Origin of the sequence: Neobacillus endophyticus (assembly GCF_013248975.1) — a bacterium.
Lineage (GTDB): Bacteria > Bacillota > Bacilli > Bacillales > Cytobacillaceae > Neobacillus > Neobacillus endophyticus.
In genome coordinates this window covers 5,176,343-5,198,944 of record NZ_JABRWH010000001.1, presented here as the reverse complement: position 1 = coordinate 5,198,944, position 22,602 = coordinate 5,176,343, and the positions used below count along the sequence as shown (strand labels likewise).

Sequence of the window (22,602 nt, the reverse complement as noted above, 5' to 3'; positions counted from 1 at the left end):
ATAAAATAGAGACTGTTATGTAAAGCCCCTGTAAAAAGGATGTGTTATTTTCAATTGGATAAAAAGAAAAAAAAGAAAAAGTCTCATGTTCCTTTTCGTTTGAACATGATCTTCCTTGTTGTGTTTATACTTTTTTCTGCATTAATTATGCGGCTGGGTTTCTTGCAAATCGTGTATGGTGATGAATACCAGCGGGAATTGAAGCGAACGGATGCCGTCACGGTAAGCAATACGGTTCCGCGAGGAAAAATGTATGACCGAAATGGAAATGTCATTGTTGATAATTCACCATTAAATGCGATCACTTATACAAGATCACAGAATACAACGCAGCAGCAAATGCTGGACACAGCTGAAAAGCTGGCGAAGTTGATCAGCATCGACACATCGAAGATTCGTGATCGCGATAAGCGGGATTTCTGGTTAATTAAGTATCCTAAAAAAGCCAGTAAATTAATTACCAAAGCTGAACAAAAAAAATGGGATAGTAAGAAAGTCTATCAAATGCAGCTTCAAAGAATCCCGGCATCCGAGTTGAATTTTTCAAATGAAGAATTAAAAACAATTGCGATTCTGAAGCAATTTAATAGCGGTTATGCTTTAACCCCGCAAATTGTTAAAAATAACAATGTGACACCTGAGGAATTTGCTGCAGTAAGTCAAGACTTAGAAAATCTCCCAGGTGTTGACACTACCACTGATTGGGACCGAAAATATGTTTTTGGCGATACATTGAAATCTGTTTTAGGGAATGTTTCTTCCGCTCAAACCGGCTTGCCGAAGGACTTGGCTGAACAATATCTGGCACAGGATTACAGCCGAAATGACAGAGTGGGTACAAGCTATATTGAACAGGAATATGAAAATGTATTACATGGGCAAAAAGCCGAAGTGAAAAATATAACGGATCCATCTGGGAAGGTTATATCCACACAAGTTGTTAACGAAGGACAAAGAGGGGACGACCTTGAACTGTCGATTGATATGGATCTTCAGCAGCAATTGGAAAAAATCGTTGAAGGCCGTATGTGGCAGCAAAAGCAAGATCCGAATTCTGCCCTTTTAGACCGGGCTTACGTTGTGGTCATGGACCCACATACAGGGGAAATCCTTTCATTAGTTGGTAAGAAAATTGTGACGGATGCTAATGGCAAAGAAGTGATGCAAGATGATGCTCTGGGGACTTTTACCACATCATATTCGGTCGGCTCTGCAGTAAAAGGTGCGACTGTCTTAACCGGATATCAAACTGGTGCGATTCATCCTGGATCCGAACAATTGGATGAACAGTTAAATATTAAAGGAACACCACTTAAGAAGTCATGGAAAACGTTTGGTTTAATTAACGATTTAACGGCACTTCAAGTTTCATCCAACGTTTATATGTGGAAAACGGTTATTGCCATGGCCGGTGGTCAGTATGTACCAGGTAGGCCGCTGGATTTAAATATGAAAACCTTTGATACACTGCGAAATTATTTTGGTGAGTTTGGTCTGGGGGTAAGAACTGGAATTGATTTACCAAATGAAACACCTGGGGTACAAGGTGCAGGAAGAAAACCTGGAAATATGCTTGACTTAGGCATTGGACAATATGATCTGTATACACCTTTACAATTGGCACAATACGTATCGACGATTGCGAATGGCGGTTATCGGATGCAGCCGCATATTGTCAAGGAAATTCGTGAACCTGATAGCACAAGTAACCAGCCGGGATCAGTTATTCAAGAAATTGAACCAAATGTCCTCGATCGAATCGATATGAAGGATTCTTGGATTCAACGTGTTCAACAGGGGTTTCATATGGTCATGCAACCTGGCGGTACGGCATACAGTTATTTTCAGGGGGCATCTTATGACCCTGCAGGAAAAACGGGAACTGCACAAGCTTTCTATTATGGATCGGACCGGAGTAAATGGGGCACAGATGTTATTAATACAAGTCTTGTGGGCTTTGCACCATTTAATAATCCTGAAGTGGCCGTTGCAGTTCTTGTTCCTTGGGCCTATTCAGGCACTGGTACACCTTTAGCTGATTTACTTGGTAGTGATGTATTTAAAGCTTACTTTGATCTAAAGAAAGCCCGTGAAACAAACGGAACTACATCTACTGCAAATTCAGCAGCGAATTCCGCTAATCAAACAAGCGGTCAATAAGAATGGAAAACACTTGTCTCTTTTGAGATGAGTGTTTTTTTTATAAAAAAATTTAAATCGAGCAATCTAAAGTTAGATGATTGAAATGTAATGAAAATGCAAGCAAGGGGATATCGCAAATATAAATATTTTATGCCCCAAAATGATTTTTGTTATGCAAATTTACAAAACCTTTACATTGGGTTAAAACAGGCTTTACAGTTCAACGTTAATATAAAACATGTAAGGCAAAGACATAAACCACCAAAATTCTTAGGGGGAATTAAACAAATGAAACGTTTGAAAAAATTTGGCCTTCCTGCAATGATGGCATCATTAATGATCGTGATGGCTGCATGTGGAGGCGGAGCATCTACAGACAAGTCTAATCAAGGTGCTTCTAAAACTACTCAAACAAAAGAACTTTCCGGCCAATTAGTCATTTCTGGTTCAACAGCATTACAGCCATTAGTTGCAGCTGCTGCTGAAGAATTTATGAATAAAAATCCAAAAGTTAGCATTCAAGTGAATGGCGGAGGTTCTGGTACAGGCCTTTCCCAGGTTTCCCAAGGTGCAGTGCAAATTGGTAACTCCGATGTTTTTGCAGAAGATAAGAAAATTACTGGTTTAACTGATAATAAAGTGGCAGTAGTCGGAATGACTGCAGCTATCAATCCTAAAGTGGGGATTAAAGACATTAAAAAAGCGGATTTAATCAAAGTTTTCACTGGAAAAATTACAAACTGGAAAGAGCTTGGCGGCGCTGATCAAAAAATTACCCTTGTTAACCGTCCAGAATCTTCAGGTACTCGTGCGATCTTTAATAAATTTGCATTAGATGGTGCAAAACCTGCAGAAGGAATTACCCAAGATGCTTCTAATACGGTTAAAAAGATTATCAGCGAAACACCTGGAGCAATTGGTTACCTTGCATTCTCTTATCTAACTGATAATTCAGTAACACCTTTGTCAATTGATGGTGTAGCACCAACAGCTGAGAACGTGCAGTCTGGTAAATTCCCGGTTTGGGCATATGAACACATGTATACAAAAGGTCAACCAACTGATCTTGAAAAAGCGTTTCTTGATTATATGATGAGCGATGAGGTTCAAACAGGTTTAGTTACCAAACAAGGATACCTCCCTGTTAGCAAAATGCAAGTACAACGCGATGCTCAAGGTAATACAACGAAAAAATAAGAATGAATCATAATTGAAGAGGGTAAATGCTCGAGGGCATTTACCCTATTATGACGTAAAATAGGGGTGTCTTACTTTTTATGGAAAAATCTATTCCAGCAAAAGCCAGATTATTGAAATCTGAAAAAAATTGGATGAACGGTGAAGTCAGAGGGAAAATCATTGTTTTCTTATGTGCAATTATCATGATTTCTGCAACAATTGCTATTACCATCTTTCTTGCTACAAAGGGGGTGCAATCATTTACAAAAAATGGTGTAAGTCTTATTGAGTTCTTAACCAGTAAGCAATGGAATCCTGCAGATCCGGCAAAGCCTTTATACGGTGCGCTGCCTTTTATCGTAGGTTCATTTGCTGTTACGTTTTTATCTGCATTAATAGCAGCACCTCTAGGTATTGGCGGGGCTATCTTTATGACAGAAATTGCGCCTTCATGGGGGAGAAAAATTTTACAGCCTGTCATTGAACTTTTAGTAGGTATTCCATCTGTTGTTTATGGATTCATCGGGCTTACAGTATTGGTACCATTTGTGAGGACACATATTGGCGGACTTGGATTTAGTTTACTTTCAGGAATGATTGTACTGTCGATCATGATATTACCGACCATTACGACTATTGCAACTGACGCGATGAGTTCACTGCCAAATACTCTGCGTGAAGGCTCTTTCGCTTTAGGGGCAACCCGTTGGCAAACGATACGAAGAGTATTAATACCGGCAGCGCTGCCTAATTTATTGACTGCGATCGTCCTTGGTATGGCTCGGGCATTCGGAGAAGCTTTGGCTGTTCAAATGGTTATCGGTAACGTGAAAGATATGCCGCACAGCCTTTTGGATGCTTCCGCAACATTAACTACAATTATTACGCTGGATATGGGTGAAACAACGTTCGGCAGCCCTGAAAATAATATTCTTTGGGCTATGGGCTTATTGCTGTTAATTATGTCGTTTGCTTTTATTCTGTTGATCCGCTATTTGTCATCAAGGAGGAAAATCTAATGAATTCAAAAGCAGCCGATCGGGTTGCCACCGGCGTTTTTATTGCCATAGCCCTTGTCATTGTTGCCATTTTGGCTGGTCTTTTATCTTTTATCCTAATCAATGGACTTAAGCATATTTCCATACATTTTCTAACCACTCCTTCCAGTAATTTGCTGGCTGGCGGAGGAATTCGTGACCAATTATTTAATTCGTTTTATGTTCTCTTTGTCACCATGATTATTACGGTCCCGATCGGAGTTGGCGGCGGCATTTATATGGCTGAATACGCAAAGCCAGGAAAATTAACGAATTCCATTCGTTCCTGTATCGAAGTCTTGGCTTCCCTTCCTTCTATTGTCATTGGGATGTTTGGATTATTAATGTTTGTAACATTAACAGGTTGGGGATACACCATTATTGGGGGGGCGCTTGCTCTTACAGTATTTAACCTGCCTGTTATGGTAAGGGTCAGTGAAGATGCCATCCGTTCCGTTCCGCGTGACCAAAAGGAAGCCAGTCTTGCCCTTGGGATTACCCATTGGCATACGATTAAAACGATCATACTTCCGAGTGCTTTCCCAACCATTTTAACAGGTGCTATTCTTGCAGCAGGAAGAGTATTTGGTGAAGCAGCAGCCCTATTGTTTACAGCAGGACAGTCAACTGGGAGACTGGATTATACCGATTGGAATCCTTTGTCACCGACATCGCCACTAAATTTATTTCGTCCAGCTGAAACACTGGCTGTTCATATTTGGGCCGTAAACACACAAGGCTTAATCCCGGACGTAAAAGATGTTGCAAATGGTTCATCCGCTGTTTTAGTCCTTTCTGTATTAATTTTTAACTTAATGGCCAGATGGCTAGGCAGTCTTATTCATAGAAAAGTCACGGCTACAAAATAAGAAAAGGGTGAAAAGAATGGTAACAGCCATGAAGGAAAAAGAAACTGTGGAGCAAACGACCGAGATGAATACTCCAATCCCTAGTGAACATATTTTAAATGTCAATAATCTGGAGATTTTTTATGGGGAAAAACGCGCAGTAAATGGTATTTCATTGGATATCGAAAAAAACTCAGTTACGGCCCTTATCGGCCCGTCCGGCTGCGGTAAGTCAACCTTTTTGCGCAGTATAAACAGAATGAATGATCTTATTCCGGGAGCGCGGGCTGAAGGAGAGATCTTATATGAGGGGCTAAATATATTATCAGACCGTATAAACGTGGTTGCCTTAAGAAAAGAAATTGGGATGGTATTTCAAAAGCCAAATCCGTTTCCAAAATCAGTTTATGATAATATCACCCATGCCTTAAAATTTTCTGGAATGAGAAAGAAAAGCCAGTTAGATGAAATCGTAGAAGAAAGCTTAAGGAAAGCGGCATTATGGGATGAAGTCAAAGATCGGCTTCACAAATCCGCTCTCGCTCTTTCAGGGGGACAGCAACAACGCCTATGTATTGCCAGAACCATAGCAATGAAGCCGACAGTTATGCTTCTAGATGAACCATCTTCTGCACTGGACCCCATATCTAACGCAAAAGTTGAAGATTTGATTGTAGAACTTAAGCAGGAATATTCCATTGTCATAGTTACTCATAATATGCAGCAGGCTGCTCGGATTTCAGATAAAACGGCCTTCTTTTTAAGCGGAGATTTGATTGAATACGATGTGACTGAAAAGATTTTTACCAATCCTGCTGAAAAGAAAACAGAAGAATACATCTCAGGACGGTTCGGATAAGGGGGAAATCTGATGTCGATATTAACGGTTAGCAGAGAGATTTTTCAAATTAATGACTTGAATTTATGGTATGGGGATCACCATGCATTAAAAAATATAAACTTTCCTATTACCAAAAAAGAAGTTACCGCGATGATCGGACCATCCGGGTGTGGGAAATCTACATTTATTAAAACCTTGAATTTGATGATTAATATGGTTCCAAATGTGAAAATGACCGGTGAAATCAATTATAATGGCCAAAATATTTTAAATGAAAAAGTGGATCTCGTAGAGCTGAGAAAAAATGTGGGAATGGTATTTCAAAAGGGGAATGTTTTTCCGCAATCTATATACGATAATGTTGCCTATGGACCAAGAATCCATGGAACGACTAAAAAGGCTCATTTAGACGAGATTGTTATCAAATCACTTATGGATGTGGCATTATGGGACGAAGTAAAGGATCGGCTGCATACACCTGCTTTAGGGCTGTCTGGCGGGCAACAGCAAAGACTTTGTATTGCCAGGGCGCTTGCTACCAAGCCGGACGTGTTATTAATGGATGAACCGACTTCGGCTCTTGACCCGATTTCCACATTAAAGATTGAAGAATTAATTTTAGAACTGAAAGAAAAATATACCATTGTCATCGTCACCCATAACATGCAGCAGGCATCGAGGGTATCGGATAAAACGGCGTTCTTCTTAATGGGAGAACTGGTGGAATTGGATGCAACAGGGAATATCTTCTCACGTCCATCAGATAAGCGTACGGAAGACTATATTACGGGCAGATTCGGCTAATAGGGGTGTTAATATGCATACAAGATCTAATTTTGATAGCAATTTAAAGCAGCTAAAAGATTTATTATTGGATATGGCCAGAAAAGCAGAAGATGCGATTAAGGAATCCATCGATGCACTGATTAAGCAAGACATTGATAAAGCAGAAGCGATCATCAATGGGGACAATGTGATTGATCGATTAGACCATGAAATAAATGAAAAAGCCATCGTCCTCATAGCAAAAGAAGCACCTGTTGCAGGAGACTTGCGAAAAATTATTGCTGCTTTGAAAATTTCTTCCGAAGTGGAACGTATAGGCGATATGGCTGTCAATATTGCGAAGTCAGCCATTCACATTGGTACAGAAAAACATATTAAAGAGATCGTAGATATTCCTAAAATGATGGATCTCGCCTTGGATATGCTGACAGACTCTTTAACAGCCTTCTACTCTGAAGATATTGAACTTGCCAAAAGATGTGCAGAAAAAGATGATCAGGTCGATGAAATGTATGGAAAATTAATCAGGGAACTTATGGGGTATATTAAGCAATATCCAAATAATATAAACCAGATTACCCAGCTGTCTTTCGTCGCAAGGTATATAGAAAGACTGGCTGACCATACTACCAATATTTCCGAAAATGTTATTTTTCTTGTAACCGGAAAACGCTATGACTTAAATTCATAAACAAAAAAAGATGGGGCATGGGCTTCATCTTTTTTTGTTTAAATTCAATATGATTTAACATTTTCGTGATAAGGAGTGAAATTATGGAGAGGATTGCAGCAGCCTAGCTTCACAGTTATTTGTTAAAATAAGGAAAAACAAAATCCGACAATTTGTGTTTATTGTGCCATTAAGGATCCAGTGTTACGATAAAAATAGCAACTATTAGGAATAAGAATGTATTTTGTGGCATATAGTGATAGTTTTGATTGGAGGAACCGATGTTAAACGAAATAATCATCCATAGGAAAAACAGTAGCGGAGAGGATCATGAAAAGGAAGTACATCCTTCCGTTCATATAGCCCCATTCAATGAAGGGATGCGGCTGTTGCTTGTTTCCCCGCAAAAAATACGAGTATCATGGCCCGTTTCCGAACTCCCTTTCAATATTTTAGCAGTTTATTTTCAATTGAAGGCAGAAGAGCTTGTGACCATTCTAAGAATTTATGATGTTACGGATATCTGCTTCACGGGAAATAATGCCCATTCCGTTTATGAAATGGCAGTTCCCTATCAAAAGGGAGAATGGTATGTCAAAGGACTGCCACAACACCGCCGTTATATTGCAGAATTAGGTATTTATCTAAATAAGTTTGATTTTTTCCCTTTTTATAGATCCCAATGTATTCAAATTCAATCAAATGAATTTCTTATTGAAAATGAAACTGCTCAGGACCTAATCGCTAATCATATCGAAGATGCAACCCCAAAATGGCAGAAGCTAGTAAGTACGTACAGCTATTATGGAGTACCGGCAAATATAGGGGGGAAGTAATGAATAAACAAGAATTCTGCACAGATCTAAATATAAAACATGAGATAGTAAGTAATAAAAAAAGATCCATTCTTATGTTTAGTTGGGAATACCCGCCAAATGTAATAGGTGGACTTTCCAGACATGTTTATGGCCTGTCCGTTCATTTGGCAAAATTAGGGCATGAGGTTCATATCGTAACAGCCGGACAAAAGGATTTGCCCACCTTTGAAGTTGAAAATGGAGTAAACGTTCATCGGGTGACCCCTATTAATGGACAGGATGAGAATTTTCTGGCATGGATCGGAGGATTAAACCAGGCGATGGCTTTCAAAGCGGAATGCTTAGCTTTGGAGATGAAGTTTGATTTGATCCATGCTCATGACTGGCTAGTCGGCACAGCTGCCATTGTTATCAAAGATATGCTGGGGATTCCTCTACTTACTACCATTCATGCAACTGAATATGGAAGAAATAATGGGATTTACAATGAAATCCAGCGGTTCATCCACGAAAAAGAGCAGCAATTAATTCAACGTTCTGACCAATTAATTGTTTGCAGTGAATATATGAAGGATTCGCTTTTCACTATATTTAAAGAAAAAATAAAAAATATATCTGTCATTCCAAACGGAGTCGATCATCCAGCGGATTTATTAAAGGTTTGTGATGTGTTTCCAAAAATAGCCCAAAGAAAATATATTTTTTCTATTGGACGAATGGTAAGGGAAAAAGGTTTTGAAACTATCATCAGTGCTGCAGAAATTGCAAAGGAAAAAGGACTGGATTATTACTTTGTCATTGCTGGAAAAGGGCCAATGCTCGATCATTACCGCCATCAAATCGCAGCAAAAAAATTAGATGCATATGTCGATTTCATCGGCTATATCACAGATGATGAAAGAAATGCTCTTTTAAAAGAATGTGAATTGGTGGTAATTCCTAGTCTTTATGAGCCATTCGGAATAGTAGTTCTTGAAGGAATGATACTTGGTAAGCCTACCATTGTCTCCAAAACAGGCGGTTTGAAAAAGATAGTCGAGCATCTACATACCGGCTTACTGATGGTACCAGGAGATCCCAACAGCTTGCTGGAGCAGATCGAGTTTTTAATGAATAACCCAGATCAGGCAAAGGAAATTGGACGATGTGGCAAGGAAATGGCACAAGACAAGTACGGCTGGAACCGAATTGCTTTTGAAACAGCCAAGATTATGGAAGATATGATATGAATGAACCCAGTTGTGGAAAAAAATAATTAAAAATAAAAAGGTGTGAGCCGATGGAACGTTTTATCGAAACTGAAAAAATGATTCAATATGCAAAGCATCGGCCCCAAAGAGAGTTTCCTCCTTTTATTCCAGGGATATGGATAAACGGGAAATATTTTTGGCTGCAAAATCAATCGGAGAAAGTATTTTTTGAAGAATCCCTTATGATTAAAATAAAGCAGCAGCAAGTTCACTCCAAAATTCGTTTTTTCAATATCTATGTAAGTAACCATGGAAAAGAAGTAAAACAAATCAAATTGTTGGGAATGTACCTTCCTTTAAATGTCGAACAAAACCTTTTAACTTTTATTTCACCTGTAGAAAACAGAATTTATCATTATGCCAATCAACATGTTTTTCTTATGAATGCTCATTATCATGGAAATGGAATAAAAGAATACACGACGATCCAGCTGTGGAATGCTTTTACAGACCGGATTTGGAGCTCCGTAAAAGAGGGCAGCTTAATGTATCAGCCGATGTCAAAAGGGCTTGCAGCGAGTATTTTTGCTATTAATATGAATGTTCAGCCGCATGAAACGAATAAATTGTGCACTTGGTCTATAAATGGTTCAAAAAAAAGTGAATTACTAACATTAGAACGTGCACTTTTTAAAAACATACTAGCAATTCCGTATGAAAAATGATATTATAGAAAAGTCGTATGATTTTTACTAGCTTAATGTTTGGAGGGAAATAACATGCGTGTAAATATTACGTTAGCCTGCACTGAATGTGGAGACCGAAACTATATTTCAAACAAAAATAAACGTAACAATCCGGATCGTCTTGAGCTTAAAAAATATTGCCCAAGAGAAAAACGTACAACTGTACACCGCGAAACAAAATAAACAGCAGGGCTGCCCTGCTGTTTTTTTGTTTTTTTATGAAAGGAGACTCGAGCAAAATTATGAATAAAAACTCCATTCGTAATCAAATGAAAGAAACACTTGCCCATCTGGCCAAACCAATTTATGAGGATTATTCTTATAAAATCGCCAGCAGACTAGCAGAACAAGCTGAGTGGCAACAGGCGAAAATAGTGGGAATTACGATTTCAAAGTTTCCTGAAGTTGATACCTATCAGATTATTCGGAGAGCATGGGAATTAGGGAAAAAGGTAGCGGTACCTAAATGCATCCCAAAGGAAAAAAAGCTAGTCTTCCGGGAATTAACAGAGTTTTGCCAGCTTGAATCGGTATTCTATGGACTCTTTGAACCCATTCCAGAAATAACAGAAGAGATTGCCGCAAATCAGATTGACTTATTAATTGTCCCTGGATTAGCTTATACAAAAGAAGGATATCGACTCGGATTTGGCGGCGGGTATTATGATCGATTTTTGGGGAATTTCCCAGGGCATACATTATCACTGGCTTTCAACGAACAGGTTGTTCAGCATTTTCCTGTTGAAAAGCATGACATCCCTGTTTCAAAACTGATTACCCCCACCGAAATCATTGAAATTAGATGTTCAGAACATTTTAAATAACACAAAATACAGTAAACCAAATTCATATGTATTTTTCGTTAGAAAAAGGTTGAATGAGAACATGATTTCCATTAAAAAAACATATTCTAATTTTGAATGGGATAAGCAGGAGGGATTGTTTTGAAAAACCGGGTAAATAGAGTTGCTGTTATTGGCACTGGCTTTGTTGGGTCAAGCTATGCGTTTTCCTTGTTAAATCAAGGGATAACCGAAGAGCTGGTTTTAATTGATTTAAACCAAACAAAAGCGGAAGGGGATGCCATGGATCTAAATCATGGACTTCCATTCGCACCTGCACATACAAAGATTTGGTATGGAAGTTATGATGATTGCAGCCAGGCGGATGTTGTGGTCATTACAGCAGGTGCCAATCAAAAGCCGGGTGAAACTCGTCTTGACCTTGTGGAGAAAAATACAAATATATTTGAAGGAATTGTTAACGGCATAATGGCAAGTGGATTTGATGGCATTATCGTCGTTGCAACTAATCCTGTAGATATATTAACCTATGTTGTTTGGAAGTTCTCGGGTCTTCCCAAAGAACGAGTTATCGGTTCTGGTACTATTTTAGATACAGCCCGGTTCCGTTTTTTACTTGGAGATCATTTTAATGTTGATGCACGTAATGTTCATGCTTATATTATTGGCGAACATGGAGATACAGAGCTCCCCGTATGGAGCCATGCAGACATTGCCGGAGCTTCTATAGCTGAATGGTCCAAAAATAAGACAGGATTTAAACAGGCGGACCTGGATGAAATCTTCATAAATGTACGAGATGCTGCCTATCATATTATCGAAAGAAAAGGTGCAACCTATTATGGCATTGCCATGAGCCTTGCGCGATTAACAAAAGCAATCTTGCAAAATGAAAATGCTGTCCTCACCGTTTCTGCCTATCTTCAAGGAGAATATGGGCAAGATGATATATACATTGGTGTGCCAGCGGTTGTAAACCGTAAAGGTGTCCGAGAGATCGTTGAGCTCGATTTAGACAATAAGGAAACCGAACAATTTACGCATTCCGTTGAAGTTTTAAAGAAAACGATGGCGCCAGTTTTTAAGAAATTCCAATAACCTGAAAAGGATTCCTTAATGGATCATTCGTTACCTTTTATGGAAAAAGGATGGATAAAATTCGGAGTAGTTTCACAGAATAAAAACAGGAGGGATGAATATGTCTCGGATGTTAACTTCTATTTTCATGATTGGATCAATTGGCTACTTTGTTTACCGCTATCGTTATCGAATTATCAATATCATGCTTGGATCAAGTTGGATGCGGAGGATGGCGGTCGGTTCGATAATGAGTATGCCTGGTGTAAAAAGGAAAATGATGCAGTCAGTATTTGGAGGACCATCTGAATGGTGAAAACCACAGATGGTTTTTATTTTGAGTTCATGTTCCTACTTCGTTTATAATAAGGCTATGTAAAATAACATTGTTGATATATTCACACTGTGGTTGGAGCGGAAATCAACAGCCAAGGTTAACAGTGCTTATAATAAACAAGGTGAACCTGGATTTTTTATAGAGAAAGCAGGGGAGAAATGGATAATAAAGAAGCGTATAACTTTTGGACACTGGCCCATACATTTATAAATGACCATGGTTATCGTATGATTCAGCTATTTGAGAATCAAAAAGAACTATGGCTGGAAAAGCTGGAAAATCGAGATGCCCCCATTATTAGAATGTTGCTCCATAATATTGATTGGAGTAATGCGATGCAGCGGGATATAGAATTTACAGCTGCCAATGGGGAGAATGTTCGCAAACAGTTAAACCGGAATAAATTACATATGATCAATATTTATATTAGTGAATTACCGCCTGTAGATGAATACGAATATAGGCTTGCAAAACCATATCTCTTTTCAGAGGGTGGCAGGACGGAAGTAAGTTCCTTTTTGTTTTCTAAAGATATGTATGAAAAAGAAATGGAACGTCTTTCTGAAAGGTTAGGAAAGAAGATTTTCATTCCTGTTCAGGATCATTCATACTTAGATGAGGAGGTTGAAACATTAAAAAGAGCAACACTTGAACAAGCTGTTAATCGAATAAAGGATGAGCGAGCTATTCTGATGAATAGCAAACCTTTTTTTACCTATGTTTTTATATTCATAAATGCGGCTGTTTTTTTATTGGAACAATTAAACGGCGGCAGTACCAACTCATTAACGTTAGTTAGATTCGGTGCAAAGGTAAATGATCTAATTTATGAAGGAGAATGGTGGCGGTTTATTACTCCTATCTTTCTTCATATTGGCTTCTTGCATTTGGTCATGAACACACTCGCTTTATATTATTTGGGGGTAACTGTTGAACGTATATTTGGGAATATCCGATTCCCGTTTATCTATTTGTTTGCTGGATTTACTGGTGTACTTGCAAGCTTTCTTTTTAGTAATAGTCTTTCTGTAGGTGCAAGCGGAGCCATTTACGGCTGCTTTGGGGCCTTGCTTTATTTTGGAGCGACTTTTCCAAAATTATTTTTTAGGACAATGGGGACAAACCTCTTTGTCGTCTTAGGGATTAATCTTATTTTTAGTTTTTCCGCGGCTGGAATCGACAGTGCCGGCCATATTGGCGGATTGGTTGGCGGTTTCCTCGCAGCAGGAATAATCCATTTTCCGAAAAAGAGGAAGCTGTTATATCAACTTTTCTTTTTAATAGTGTCCATTGTGAGTGTCTATGGTGCTTTGACATTTGGTTTCGGTCATTCAATAAATGGGTAAAAATATTAATCAGAAGTAGGAATGTTCTGGCGGAGAAGAATCGGCTCTCCATTTGCTGTTTCAGTTAGCACTAAGAGGTGACTTTTATTTTTCGCCAGTAAAATAAGCGGGATGGTGCTGCCTATAGGGCTGACAATTGAACCATCCTGTTTTTTTATGCCAAGAAAGTAATTTTTATAGAGGCCTTCCCAAAGCCGTCCGAGAATATTCGCTGATTCCTTTAATGAATATCCAGGTAAAGGGGTCTTTAAAATATGGTTAAAATCATTTAACGGATAGGCTTGATATTGCTCAAGTGGAATCGAAAAGTATCTGACACCCTTATTCCAGCTGAATTGAAGCATGCGTTCAGTCTGTTGTGTCAAATTTTCCTGCCACCTTTCTTCCTCAGAAGTTTTGGCAGTTTTAAATGAAAAGATTCTTTGCTGAGATTCTTTAATTACATATAAATGATCTTCGGAAATTGCTTGAGAACTAAAAATTCGTCCTCCCTTTTCATGAAGCTCAGCATGATGAAAGGTTATGGATTGGTAATAAGAATTGCGGGGGGGAGTTATTGGTTTTTCTTGGGTAAGAGTACTGGTATTTTCCGTCCATCTTCCCACCTCGTCACTTAGACGTCCATTGGCGAATAATAATCCGGCATCCTGCCGTAAATAGGCCTTTCGATCAAGTGTAGAACTAATTTTCCAATCAATTGTTTGTCCAGTTTGCTTTAGTGATGTTTCAGCTGTTTTATAGGTTACATTTTGATCTATGGGGAAAAAGGTAATGCTTTCAATTGCTTTTGGTATTTGAAAGTAGCTGATAACAAATGCTAGTAAACAAATAACTACGCTGATCGCAAGGTATTTTAATTTTTTCAAGGTTTCGTCACCCTTCCGTGCTTAAAATAGATTTGATTGTCCCACTATTGTTATATGGAGGCATTTCATAAGTAATGACAAGAAAAAATACTGGGTAAATCATTTATATAAAAATGAAAAAATAGAAAAATGAATTGGTTGAAAATTTATCTTGAGGACAAATTTGGCATAGGTTATACTTTTGATTGAAAAGGTTTATACAATTAGTTTTTTACATAGGAGCGGGGATCCCCGAAATGAAAACGGTTTATGATATTCAGCAATTTTTAAAGAGCTTTGGAACAATTATATATACAGGCGACCGGCTTGCGGATCTTGAATTAATGGAAACAGAGCTTCAGGACCTGCAGCATTCACAGTTAATGGAACAAAGAGATTTTGAAATGGCACTTTTAATCTTGAGACAAGAAATTCAAACATTAAAAGATAAACAAAATCCGACTAAAAGATAGGTGAGAGAAATGGCAGAAAAATGGCTAGCAGGTGTTGATTTAGGAGGGACCACAACAAAAATTGCTTTTATTACATTGGAAGGCGATATAGTTGATAAGTGGGAGATTCCAACTGATAATTCCAATGAAGGGCAACTAATCACGATCAATATTGCCAAGTCAATTGATGAGAAATTGCTTATACATGGGAAGTCGAAAGATTCGCTGATCGGAATAGGAATGGGTGCTCCAGGTCCGGTCAATTATGAAACAGGCGTGATTTTAAATGCAGTGAATCTTGGCTGGAAGGATCACTTCCCACTTCAGGCTAGCCTAGAAGTTGCCACATCTTTGCCGGCAGTGATTGAAAATGATGCAAACTGTGCTGCATTGGGTGAAATGTGGAAGGGTGCCGGTAATAATGCACAGGATGTTGTTTTTGTCACCCTCGGAACAGGTGTTGGAGGAGGGGTAATCGCTAACGGGAATATTGTTCAAGGTGTAAATGGAGCAGCAGGAGAAATTGGTCATATTACAGCGATCCCATTTGGGGGATCACCATGTAATTGCGGCAAAACCGGCTGCTTAGAAACGATTGCTTCCGCAACTGGAATTGTTCGGTTAGCGAATGATGAACTCTCTAAGGAAGAGGCTGCAGGTGAACTGGCTGAAAAGCGGGCAGCAAATGGGAAAATATCTGCCAAGGATGTATTTGACAGTGCCCGAAATGGAGACTCTATCGCCCAAAAAGTCCTAGATTCTGTTTCGTTTCATTTAGGCTTTGCATTAGCTGCCATTGCCAATACCACCAATCCGGAAAATATCGTCCTTGGAGGCGGTGTTTCAAAAGCCGGTCATATTTTGTTAGAAGCGGTAAATGAGTATTTTAGAAAATTTGCTTTTTCTTCTGTTCGTGAATCTACTAAACTAGCTCTTGCCACACTAGGGAACGATGCAGGAGTTCTAGGGGCTGCTTGGCTTGTTAAGAATAAAATGAATCCATAAAATAGTTTGTCATACCTGCAATTATTGCAGGTTTTTCTTTTTGTCCAACTCATTTTTTTAATTATCGTTCATATGTTACTTATGATGAGAGGAGGAGGATGAATATGGAGATTCGCATGCGTTCTGGTGATTCGTTTTCAAATTTCAGCAGTTTATTTAATATCCCGTTCACTCTTTTGGCTGATTCCAATCCCCAAAGAGAACAAAATCAAATAAAGCCAGGGGAAAAAATAAAAATACCCGGATTCATCTCTGTACCTTATCGGCTAAAGGGTGATGATGAGCTTCATGCCATTTCAGCAGCGAAAAACATTTCGCCAGAAGCTTTATTGTCTTTAAATCAAACGTCAGATCTGGAGCAGCTGCAGCAAGGTGCAATAATTTATATACCGGAAAGAGTGACAGCACCATTGACCGCGGGCAAGGCACCCTATGATTATCAGACGTTGACCAGAGTCATTGAATCCATGCAAAGGATCTATCCTTTTATCTCTGTCACTACAATTGGTAAAAGCGTACTTGGTAAGCCCATTCAGGAAATACGTATTGGAAACGGCATGAAAAAAGTACATATGAATGCCTCTTTTCATGCCAATGAATGGATTACCACAATGGTACTCATGAGCCTTTTAAATAAATATTTACTTTGCCTGACCAACGATAGCTCGATGTGCGGGCAAGACGTAAACAAATTATATGAACAGGTAGAATTATCAATAGTCCCCATGGTGAATCCTGATGGAGTGGACCTTGTTCTAAATGGACCTCCGTCAGAAAAAAGGTTAGAGATGATGGAGTTGAATGAAGGAAGCGATGAGTTCATTCATTGGAAAGCGAATATCCGGGGAATTGATTTAAACCGACAATTTCCTGCGAACTGGGATAGCTGCAGAAATAACAGTCCTGTTCAATCCCCATGTGCACGTGATTTCCCGGGAGCCGCACCGCTTTCAGAGCCTGAGGCAGCAGCGATGTCAGAGTTAGTCTATAAAAACGCTTTTGATTATGTACTTGCTTTTCATACACAAGGAGAAGAATTTTATTGGGGATACGAGGGATTCGAACCTCTAGAATCAGAACAAATGGCTGTAGATTTTGAAAGAAAGAGCGGTTACAAAGCCATTCGATATGTGAACAGTCATGCAGGTTTTAAAGATTGGTTTATTCAGGAGTTTAAACGTCCTGGCTTTACAATAGAGCTGGGAAGAGGCATTAATCCATTGCCGCTATCTCAATTCCAACAAATTCTTCAACGAGCAGAAGAAATTTTTACGGCAGCACTCAGCTATTAAAAATGATTATTTTTACCCATAAAAAATACAGTTAATAAAAGAACTTTTAAATGTATAATAGAGTCAAAAAGCCGGTATTTTTCGGCTTTTTTCTAATTCCATTTAATGTATATATCTTTTTTAATTTTAGGGAGGTATGAGGTGGGAGATCATGGGTTATTTAAAAGGGACATATCGATATTGTTTTTTTTCAATATCATTCTGTTTGGTCTTGGTCCTCCTGCTTTGTTCATGTTCCAAAAAAGATGAGCTGCCATCAAAAGTTCCAGTGAAAAATGAAAATTCCAAAGCCTCCTCTCCCATTAGCAGTTGGAAATTACCGATTGTTATACCAAAAGGCAGCTTCTATAAAATTGGCGGCTGGTTATCAGACACAGAAGTTCTTTATATTTCCAGCCTAGGGCAGACCTCCAATCTCTATCGCTACCATCTAACTTCAGGAAAAAGTGAATTGATCTATAGAAGTGAACTGCCAGTGGTAAACGTTCAAATTAGCCCGACAAGAAAATATATTTTAATTCTTTCTTCACCTTCAGTAAATGAGGGAGTCATAACCGTGATTGATTTGAAGGGGACTATAAAACTAAAAACGTCGATACCATCACATGTATTATCTTTTGAATGGAATCCATATGATGAGTCTGAGATTCTTGCTGCAAAATTTAATGAAGATTGGACATTCCAGGTTTTCCTGCTCGATATTAGAAAATCAAAAACAACAAAACTGGCGTTAAAGCAGCCGTTTAATAAATGGCTGAATGGAAAGGAAATTATTTATTTAGATTGGGATCAAAACCATACTTCCTTAACGGCTCCATTAATTTCAAGTAAATTGGGGATAGGGAGCAAAAAAGTATTATTTAATAATGTAGTTCAAATAGCGGCTTTTCGTAATTTGCTTATTACCATCTCTGTGGATGAACATAATTCTGCCAATGCAGTCTATCAGTTTTATAGCAAAAAGTTAAACAAAATCTATACTTTTTCCAATCCAAGGTTGACGAAATACACTGATTGGCTTGTTCCGTTTTATGACTATAACCCGGAAAAAAGACAATTTATTACTTTTAGTCCAGTGACAAGTGGAGAAGCAGATTCCTATACAGAAGGATTTAAGTTGGAGTTGTATACGCTTGAAAGAAATAGCAGTGGAAATTTAATTCTGTCCGGGTTAGAAAATGACCCTATTGAATTTTCCCCCTCAGGAAATGCGTTGCTTTATGGAAATAGTCTGGAGAAAATCATTGATATAAAGACAAAGAAAATTTATAAATTGATAAAAGGATGATCAGGATGATCATTCTTTTTTATTTTTCAATACTTATGGTAAAATCACTGTGATGAAAAAACTAGATAAGAAGGTGTATTTATGGCAATCGTAGACGTTGCCGTGATTCCGCTTGGCACGGAATCACCAAGTGTCAGCAAATATGTGGCAAGTGTTCAAAAAGTATTAAAACAATATGAAGGGGAAGGGAAAATTCGATATCAGCTTACCCCGATGAATACAGTGATAGAAGGGGAATTACCTGTCCTGTTCGAGGTGATTCAAGCCATGCATGAAGTGCCATTCTCTGAAGGTATTAAACGGGTCGCGACTACGATTCGGATCGATGATAGGAGAGATGTTAAGCGAAGCATGGAATATAAGGTAGAAAGAGTCACAAGCCTATTAAAGGATTCAGAATAGACATAAAAAAGACTGTCAAATGACAGTCTTTTTTAGTGTGTGCCTGTTGGAAAGCCGGAGTGGATAACTGTCATTAAGGTAAACCAGCCAAATATACAAAATGATGCCAGCCCCCAAAATGCTCCTAAAAGATTTTTATTTTTTAAAGAACTGAAGACGCCATAGGCTGCAAGCAGGGTAACTAACGTAAAAATAATAACCAATCCCATGTTAAATCCCCCTTCTTAAATACGTTCCATTTACTTTTCCAACATTACCGTAGCTTATGTAACAATATTATATACATTCCATTCCTATTTTATATTTTTTTGCCAGGTTTGTCGAGAATAAATGGAACTTTATAACAGTAAATTCCCTTTATTTCTCTGTTTCTTTAATATGGTGTACAATAATTTCATGTAATGCTAATCAGGAGGGAATAATGCAGTGAAGTGGCAGCAAATTTCATTAGGAAGTATTCAAACGAACTGTTATATTGTTGAAGATCAGGACAAGTCATGTTTAATTTTCGATCCGGGCGGAGAGGCGAAGAAGCTAATCAATTTACTAAATAGCAGAGGATTAAAGCCGAAGGCAATTATTTTGACTCATGCTCATTTCGATCATATCGGCGCAGTAGATGAAATAAGAGATCATTATAAAATTCCTCTATATGTTCATAAGCAGGAAGAAAAATGGCTAGGGGATCCAAGCTTAAATGGTTCACAATTTTTTACCATGATTGAACCGATTAAAGCCAAGCCGGCCGATATCATTATTCGTGAAGAAGGAAGCCTTAAAATCGATCAATTTGTATTCCATGTATACCATACACCGGGACATTCTCCAGGAAGTCTTTCCTTCTATTTTGCGGAAGAAGGATTTGTTATATCCGGAGATGCTCTATTTCAGGGGAGTATTGGACGTACCGATCTTCCTGGTGGGAATCATCCCCAATTGTTAAAGAGTATCCATGATAAGCTATTAACGTTGCCAGAGGAAACTTACGTATTATCCGGTCATGGTGCTGTAACTACTATTGTGGAAGAAATGGATAGTAATCCATTTTTAAATGGTTTTTAAGAACAAAAAAAGTAGTATTATAAATAGAAAGGCCCTTCTCATCTGAGGAGGGCCTTTCTAGGGGATATTCTATTCATATAATGGGAGGGGATATTGTTAAGCTACTATTATTAAAATATAATAAAGTTTACACTGTGTCAATAGTGCTAAAACAAAGGAGCGGCTATGCTTACATACCTAAAGAACTTTATCGGGAATTCACCCAGTAAATTGATCTCATATGCTGATTTTATAGAAGCTGCGCTGTATCATCCTGTACACGGTTACTATATGAAGGAGAGACAGAAAATAGGCCGGCAGGGAGATTTTATTACAACTAGCAACATTTCCGATCTATATGGCAGACAGGTGGCCAAATGGTTTTCCTATTTGTGTGAAAACATGAGTTTGCCCCCGGTATTTTGCGAAATTGGCGGAGGGACTGGTCGATTTGCTCAGGCATTTTTACATGAGTGGGCTGATTTAAAGGATACCCCTCTGCAATATTATATAGTGGAAACAAGCCCCTATCATAGAAAGCTTCAAGAGGACTTGAAATGTCAGTTCCCAGCAATCGTTAATCTGGAGAGTATAGAAGAATTAAAGGATTTTGAAGGAATGATTTTTTCTAATGAGCTTTTTGACGCACTTCCGGTCCATGTTATCCAGAAGCAGGATGGAAGTCTTTTTGAAGTTATGATTGGAATAGAAAATGAAACTTTATTTGAGTTAAAAGTGCCGTTAACGAACCCGGATATATTGAACTTTTTGGAAGAAAGCAATCTTGTGTTAAACGATGAGCAGCGGATCGAAGTGCCGATCGCTATGGAAAAAATGCTCCAGGCCATTTCTGGGGCACTGACAAAAGGAATGGTTGTAACTGTAGATTACGGCTATACATTCGAGGAATGGAAGCATCCAGCAAGGAGAAAAGGGAGTCTAAGAGGGTACTATCAACAGCAAATGATTGAAAACATTTTAAAATATCCAGGTGAAATGGATATTACCAGCCATATCCACCTTGATTACTTACTGAATAAAGGAGAGCAAGTAAATTTAGCGTTTTTAGCCAAGATGAGGCAGGATGAATTTTTATTAAAGACAGGAATATTAAAGGAACTTGAAAGCCATTTTGATCCGAATCCATTCTCGGAAGTCAGCAAACGGAACCGATCGATCCGCAGTTTGATTATGCCTGATGGAATCAGTTCTTACTTTCAAATTGTGATCCAGCAAAAAAATATGGAATTACAAAAAAAAGATTTGTTTGCGGAATAAAGAAAAACGCCGGGGAACCGGCGTTTTTGAATCTTATTGACCAAGAGGCCCTTTGAGCGGCATCATGAAAGTAGTCCAATACGTAAAGCCTGCAAAGAAAATGGTTAAATAAGCTCCGAAAATATACATATACATGCGTTCGGAAAGTTTAAGATAGCTGAGCAAAACAAAGAAACCAGTTTGGGCTAAGAATAGCATTGCTGTTTTATCCATATCGCCTAAATAAAACATGACCGTAAAAATACCAGTCCAAAAACCCAATACCCTGAACATACGATCCATATGTATCCCTCCTTTTACTCCACCGAATACCACTATTACGATAATTATAAAGTAAAAGGACGCATAATGTAAATAATGGTTTTCATGTTAGTTTGTGACAAATGCATGATAAGTGCATGTATCACAGCCTGAAATGATATTTTCTTTTTCTACCAAGTCAACGGAATCGAATAGCGCTTCAAACATTCCCTTTAAAAATTCCTGATGCATACTGCATACAGCCTCTTGCTGCTCCTCTGCAATCTCTTTAAAAGGGCAGTTGTAAATTTGAAAATAAATTTTCGATTGGTCGCCGTTTGCTTCAAATTCTGGATAAAATCCTGCTAATGTAGCAGCGCTTTTTAATATGGTTAGCTTATTATTAAAATCTAATTCTTCACCAAGTGTTCTTTTCGCAATTTCCTGTTCAATTATTTCTGTACCAAAACGTTTTCCTGTTAAGTACAGTGCTTGTTTGCCTGTTTCTCCAAGAGTAAGCATCGTTTGGATGGCGACCTTTGATAAAAGCATGTAGTCTCGATATGGAAAATGAAGCTGAATGACATCATCAGACAAACGATACAGCCTGCTCGGTCTGCCGCCTTTACCTGTCTTTTTCGTTTCTGAAATTAACATATTAACATCTTCGAGTTTAGATAAGTGAAGTCTTGCTACATTCGGATGGATGTTGAAATTTTCAGCTACTTCTTGAACCGTCACTTCGTGATGACGTTTGGTAATGTATTGATAAATATAATATCTTGTTGGATCGGATAATACGTTTGTTATTTTTAATGTGTGTTCCATTTGAATCACCTCGGACTCCCATAATTTATTACATTATAATACAGCGATAATAATGTGGGAATGAGGTTAACAACGTAAACACTATATGTTTAGAAAATGTTCACAATTATT

At 38.3% G+C, this 22,602-nt stretch carries 26 protein-coding genes; 22 read left to right on the top strand and 4 right to left on the bottom strand.

The window, feature by feature from the left end; genetic code table 11:
• The first annotated feature begins 105 nt into the window (after positions 1-105).
• From HPT25_RS25915 to HPT25_RS25845, 15 genes are all read left to right on the top strand, one after another.
• Positions 106-2,160, top strand: a complete 2,055-nt coding sequence (locus HPT25_RS25915; protein WP_246277397.1) for a peptidoglycan D,D-transpeptidase FtsI family protein — start codon at positions 106-108, stop codon at positions 2,158-2,160.
• 270 nt (positions 2,161-2,430) lie between these two features.
• The gene (locus HPT25_RS25910; RefSeq protein ID WP_173070690.1) at positions 2,431-3,339 is read left to right on the top strand and encodes a phosphate ABC transporter substrate-binding protein; all 909 of its coding nucleotides are present in this window, start codon (positions 2,431-2,433) and stop codon (positions 3,337-3,339) included.
• An 80-nt stretch (positions 3,340-3,419) separates the two neighbouring features.
• On the top strand, positions 3,420-4,340 hold the full coding sequence (gene pstC / locus HPT25_RS25905) for a phosphate ABC transporter permease subunit PstC (protein ID WP_173070688.1): 921 nt from the start codon (positions 3,420-3,422) through the stop codon (positions 4,338-4,340).
• Positions 4,340-5,227 (top strand): phosphate ABC transporter permease PstA, encoded by an 888-nt coding sequence (gene pstA, locus HPT25_RS25900; RefSeq protein ID WP_173070687.1) that lies wholly within the window; start codon positions 4,340-4,342, stop codon positions 5,225-5,227. Before pstC ends, pstA begins: the two co-directional genes overlap by 1 nt.
• Before the next feature lie 28 nt (positions 5,228-5,255).
• Positions 5,256-6,065: a phosphate ABC transporter ATP-binding protein PstB gene (gene pstB, locus HPT25_RS25895; RefSeq protein ID WP_173071484.1), complete on the top strand. Its 810-nt coding sequence runs from the start codon at positions 5,256-5,258 to the stop codon at positions 6,063-6,065.
• A 12-nt stretch (positions 6,066-6,077) separates the two neighbouring features.
• Positions 6,078-6,851, top strand: a complete 774-nt coding sequence (gene pstB / locus HPT25_RS25890; RefSeq protein WP_173070685.1) for a phosphate ABC transporter ATP-binding protein PstB — start codon at positions 6,078-6,080, stop codon at positions 6,849-6,851.
• 13 nt (positions 6,852-6,864) lie between these two features.
• Positions 6,865-7,524 carry a phosphate signaling complex protein PhoU gene (gene phoU, locus HPT25_RS25885; protein WP_173070683.1) on the top strand — a complete coding sequence of 220 codons (660 nt, stop codon included), beginning with the start codon at positions 6,865-6,867 and terminating at the stop codon, positions 7,522-7,524.
• A 260-nt stretch (positions 7,525-7,784) separates the two neighbouring features.
• Complete coding sequence (locus HPT25_RS25880; RefSeq protein ID WP_173070681.1) at positions 7,785-8,339, top strand: DUF4912 domain-containing protein; 555 nt, start codon at positions 7,785-7,787, stop codon at positions 8,337-8,339.
• Positions 8,339-9,550, top strand: coding sequence for a glycosyltransferase family 4 protein (locus HPT25_RS25875; RefSeq protein WP_173070679.1), 1,212 nt, complete (start codon positions 8,339-8,341; stop codon positions 9,548-9,550). The genes HPT25_RS25880 and HPT25_RS25875 overlap by 1 nt, the downstream gene beginning before the upstream one ends.
• A gap of 50 nt (positions 9,551-9,600) precedes the next feature.
• Positions 9,601-10,236, top strand: coding sequence for a hypothetical protein (locus tag HPT25_RS25870; protein WP_173070677.1), 636 nt, complete (start codon positions 9,601-9,603; stop codon positions 10,234-10,236).
• Between the two features lie 54 nt (positions 10,237-10,290).
• Positions 10,291-10,440, top strand: coding sequence for a 50S ribosomal protein L33 (gene rpmG, locus HPT25_RS25865; protein WP_082692947.1), 150 nt, complete (start codon positions 10,291-10,293; stop codon positions 10,438-10,440).
• A 59-nt stretch (positions 10,441-10,499) separates the two neighbouring features.
• Positions 10,500-11,081 carry a 5-formyltetrahydrofolate cyclo-ligase gene (locus HPT25_RS25860; RefSeq protein WP_173070675.1) on the top strand — a complete coding sequence of 194 codons (582 nt, stop codon included), beginning with the start codon at positions 10,500-10,502 and terminating at the stop codon, positions 11,079-11,081.
• A 120-nt stretch (positions 11,082-11,201) separates the two neighbouring features.
• Positions 11,202-12,158 carry an L-lactate dehydrogenase gene (locus tag HPT25_RS25855; protein ID WP_173070673.1) on the top strand — a complete coding sequence of 319 codons (957 nt, stop codon included), beginning with the start codon at positions 11,202-11,204 and terminating at the stop codon, positions 12,156-12,158.
• A gap of 100 nt (positions 12,159-12,258) precedes the next feature.
• On the top strand, positions 12,259-12,453 hold the full coding sequence (gene yqgO / locus HPT25_RS25850; RefSeq protein WP_173070671.1) for a protein YqgO: 195 nt from the start codon (positions 12,259-12,261) through the stop codon (positions 12,451-12,453).
• Positions 12,454-12,632: 179 nt separating this feature from the next.
• A complete protein-coding gene (locus HPT25_RS25845; RefSeq protein ID WP_173070669.1) occupies positions 12,633-13,820 on the top strand; it encodes a rhomboid family intramembrane serine protease in 1,188 nt (395 codons plus the stop codon).
• Between the two features lie 5 nt (positions 13,821-13,825).
• On the opposite strand, the gene HPT25_RS25840 is transcribed toward HPT25_RS25845, so the two are convergent.
• Positions 13,826-14,686, bottom strand: coding sequence for a hypothetical protein (locus HPT25_RS25840; protein ID WP_173070667.1), 861 nt, complete (start codon positions 14,684-14,686; stop codon positions 13,826-13,828).
• Positions 14,687-14,922: 236 nt separating this feature from the next.
• Here HPT25_RS25840 and HPT25_RS25835 point away from each other — a divergent pair, with 236 nt between their 5' ends.
• From HPT25_RS25835 to HPT25_RS25815, 5 genes are all read left to right on the top strand, one after another.
• The gene (locus HPT25_RS25835; protein ID WP_173070665.1) at positions 14,923-15,138 is read left to right on the top strand and encodes a YqgQ family protein; all 216 of its coding nucleotides are present in this window, start codon (positions 14,923-14,925) and stop codon (positions 15,136-15,138) included.
• 9 nt (positions 15,139-15,147) lie between these two features.
• On the top strand, positions 15,148-16,122 hold the full coding sequence (locus HPT25_RS25830) for an ROK family glucokinase (protein WP_173070663.1): 975 nt from the start codon (positions 15,148-15,150) through the stop codon (positions 16,120-16,122).
• A 104-nt stretch (positions 16,123-16,226) separates the two neighbouring features.
• On the top strand, positions 16,227-17,414 hold the full coding sequence (locus HPT25_RS25825) for a M14 family metallopeptidase (RefSeq protein WP_173070661.1): 1,188 nt from the start codon (positions 16,227-16,229) through the stop codon (positions 17,412-17,414).
• A gap of 151 nt (positions 17,415-17,565) precedes the next feature.
• A complete protein-coding gene (locus HPT25_RS25820; protein ID WP_173070659.1) occupies positions 17,566-18,702 on the top strand; it encodes a YqgU-like beta propeller domain-containing protein in 1,137 nt (378 codons plus the stop codon).
• A gap of 81 nt (positions 18,703-18,783) precedes the next feature.
• Positions 18,784-19,104, top strand: coding sequence for an MTH1187 family thiamine-binding protein (locus HPT25_RS25815; protein ID WP_173070657.1), 321 nt, complete (start codon positions 18,784-18,786; stop codon positions 19,102-19,104).
• A 32-nt stretch (positions 19,105-19,136) separates the two neighbouring features.
• On the opposite strand, the gene HPT25_RS25810 is transcribed toward HPT25_RS25815, so the two are convergent.
• A complete protein-coding gene (locus tag HPT25_RS25810) occupies positions 19,137-19,313 on the bottom strand; it encodes a DUF2759 domain-containing protein (RefSeq protein WP_173070655.1) in 177 nt (58 codons plus the stop codon).
• Between the two features lie 217 nt (positions 19,314-19,530).
• On the opposite strand from HPT25_RS25810, the gene HPT25_RS25805 reads away from it, so the two are divergent.
• The gene (locus tag HPT25_RS25805) at positions 19,531-20,166 is read left to right on the top strand and encodes an MBL fold metallo-hydrolase (RefSeq protein WP_173070653.1); all 636 of its coding nucleotides are present in this window, start codon (positions 19,531-19,533) and stop codon (positions 20,164-20,166) included.
• 165 nt (positions 20,167-20,331) lie between these two features.
• Positions 20,332-21,423 (top strand): class I SAM-dependent methyltransferase, encoded by a 1,092-nt coding sequence (locus HPT25_RS25800; protein ID WP_173070651.1) that lies wholly within the window; start codon positions 20,332-20,334, stop codon positions 21,421-21,423.
• Positions 21,424-21,456: 33 nt separating this feature from the next.
• Here HPT25_RS25800 and HPT25_RS25795 read toward each other — a convergent pair whose 3' ends face one another.
• Both HPT25_RS25795 and HPT25_RS25790 read right to left on the bottom strand, forming a co-directional pair.
• Positions 21,457-21,705, bottom strand: coding sequence for a DUF2626 domain-containing protein (locus tag HPT25_RS25795; protein ID WP_173070649.1), 249 nt, complete (start codon positions 21,703-21,705; stop codon positions 21,457-21,459).
• An 87-nt stretch (positions 21,706-21,792) separates the two neighbouring features.
• Positions 21,793-22,491 carry a helix-turn-helix transcriptional regulator gene (locus tag HPT25_RS25790; RefSeq protein ID WP_173070647.1) on the bottom strand — a complete coding sequence of 233 codons (699 nt, stop codon included), beginning with the start codon at positions 22,489-22,491 and terminating at the stop codon, positions 21,793-21,795.
• Positions 22,492-22,602 lie beyond the last annotated feature (111 nt).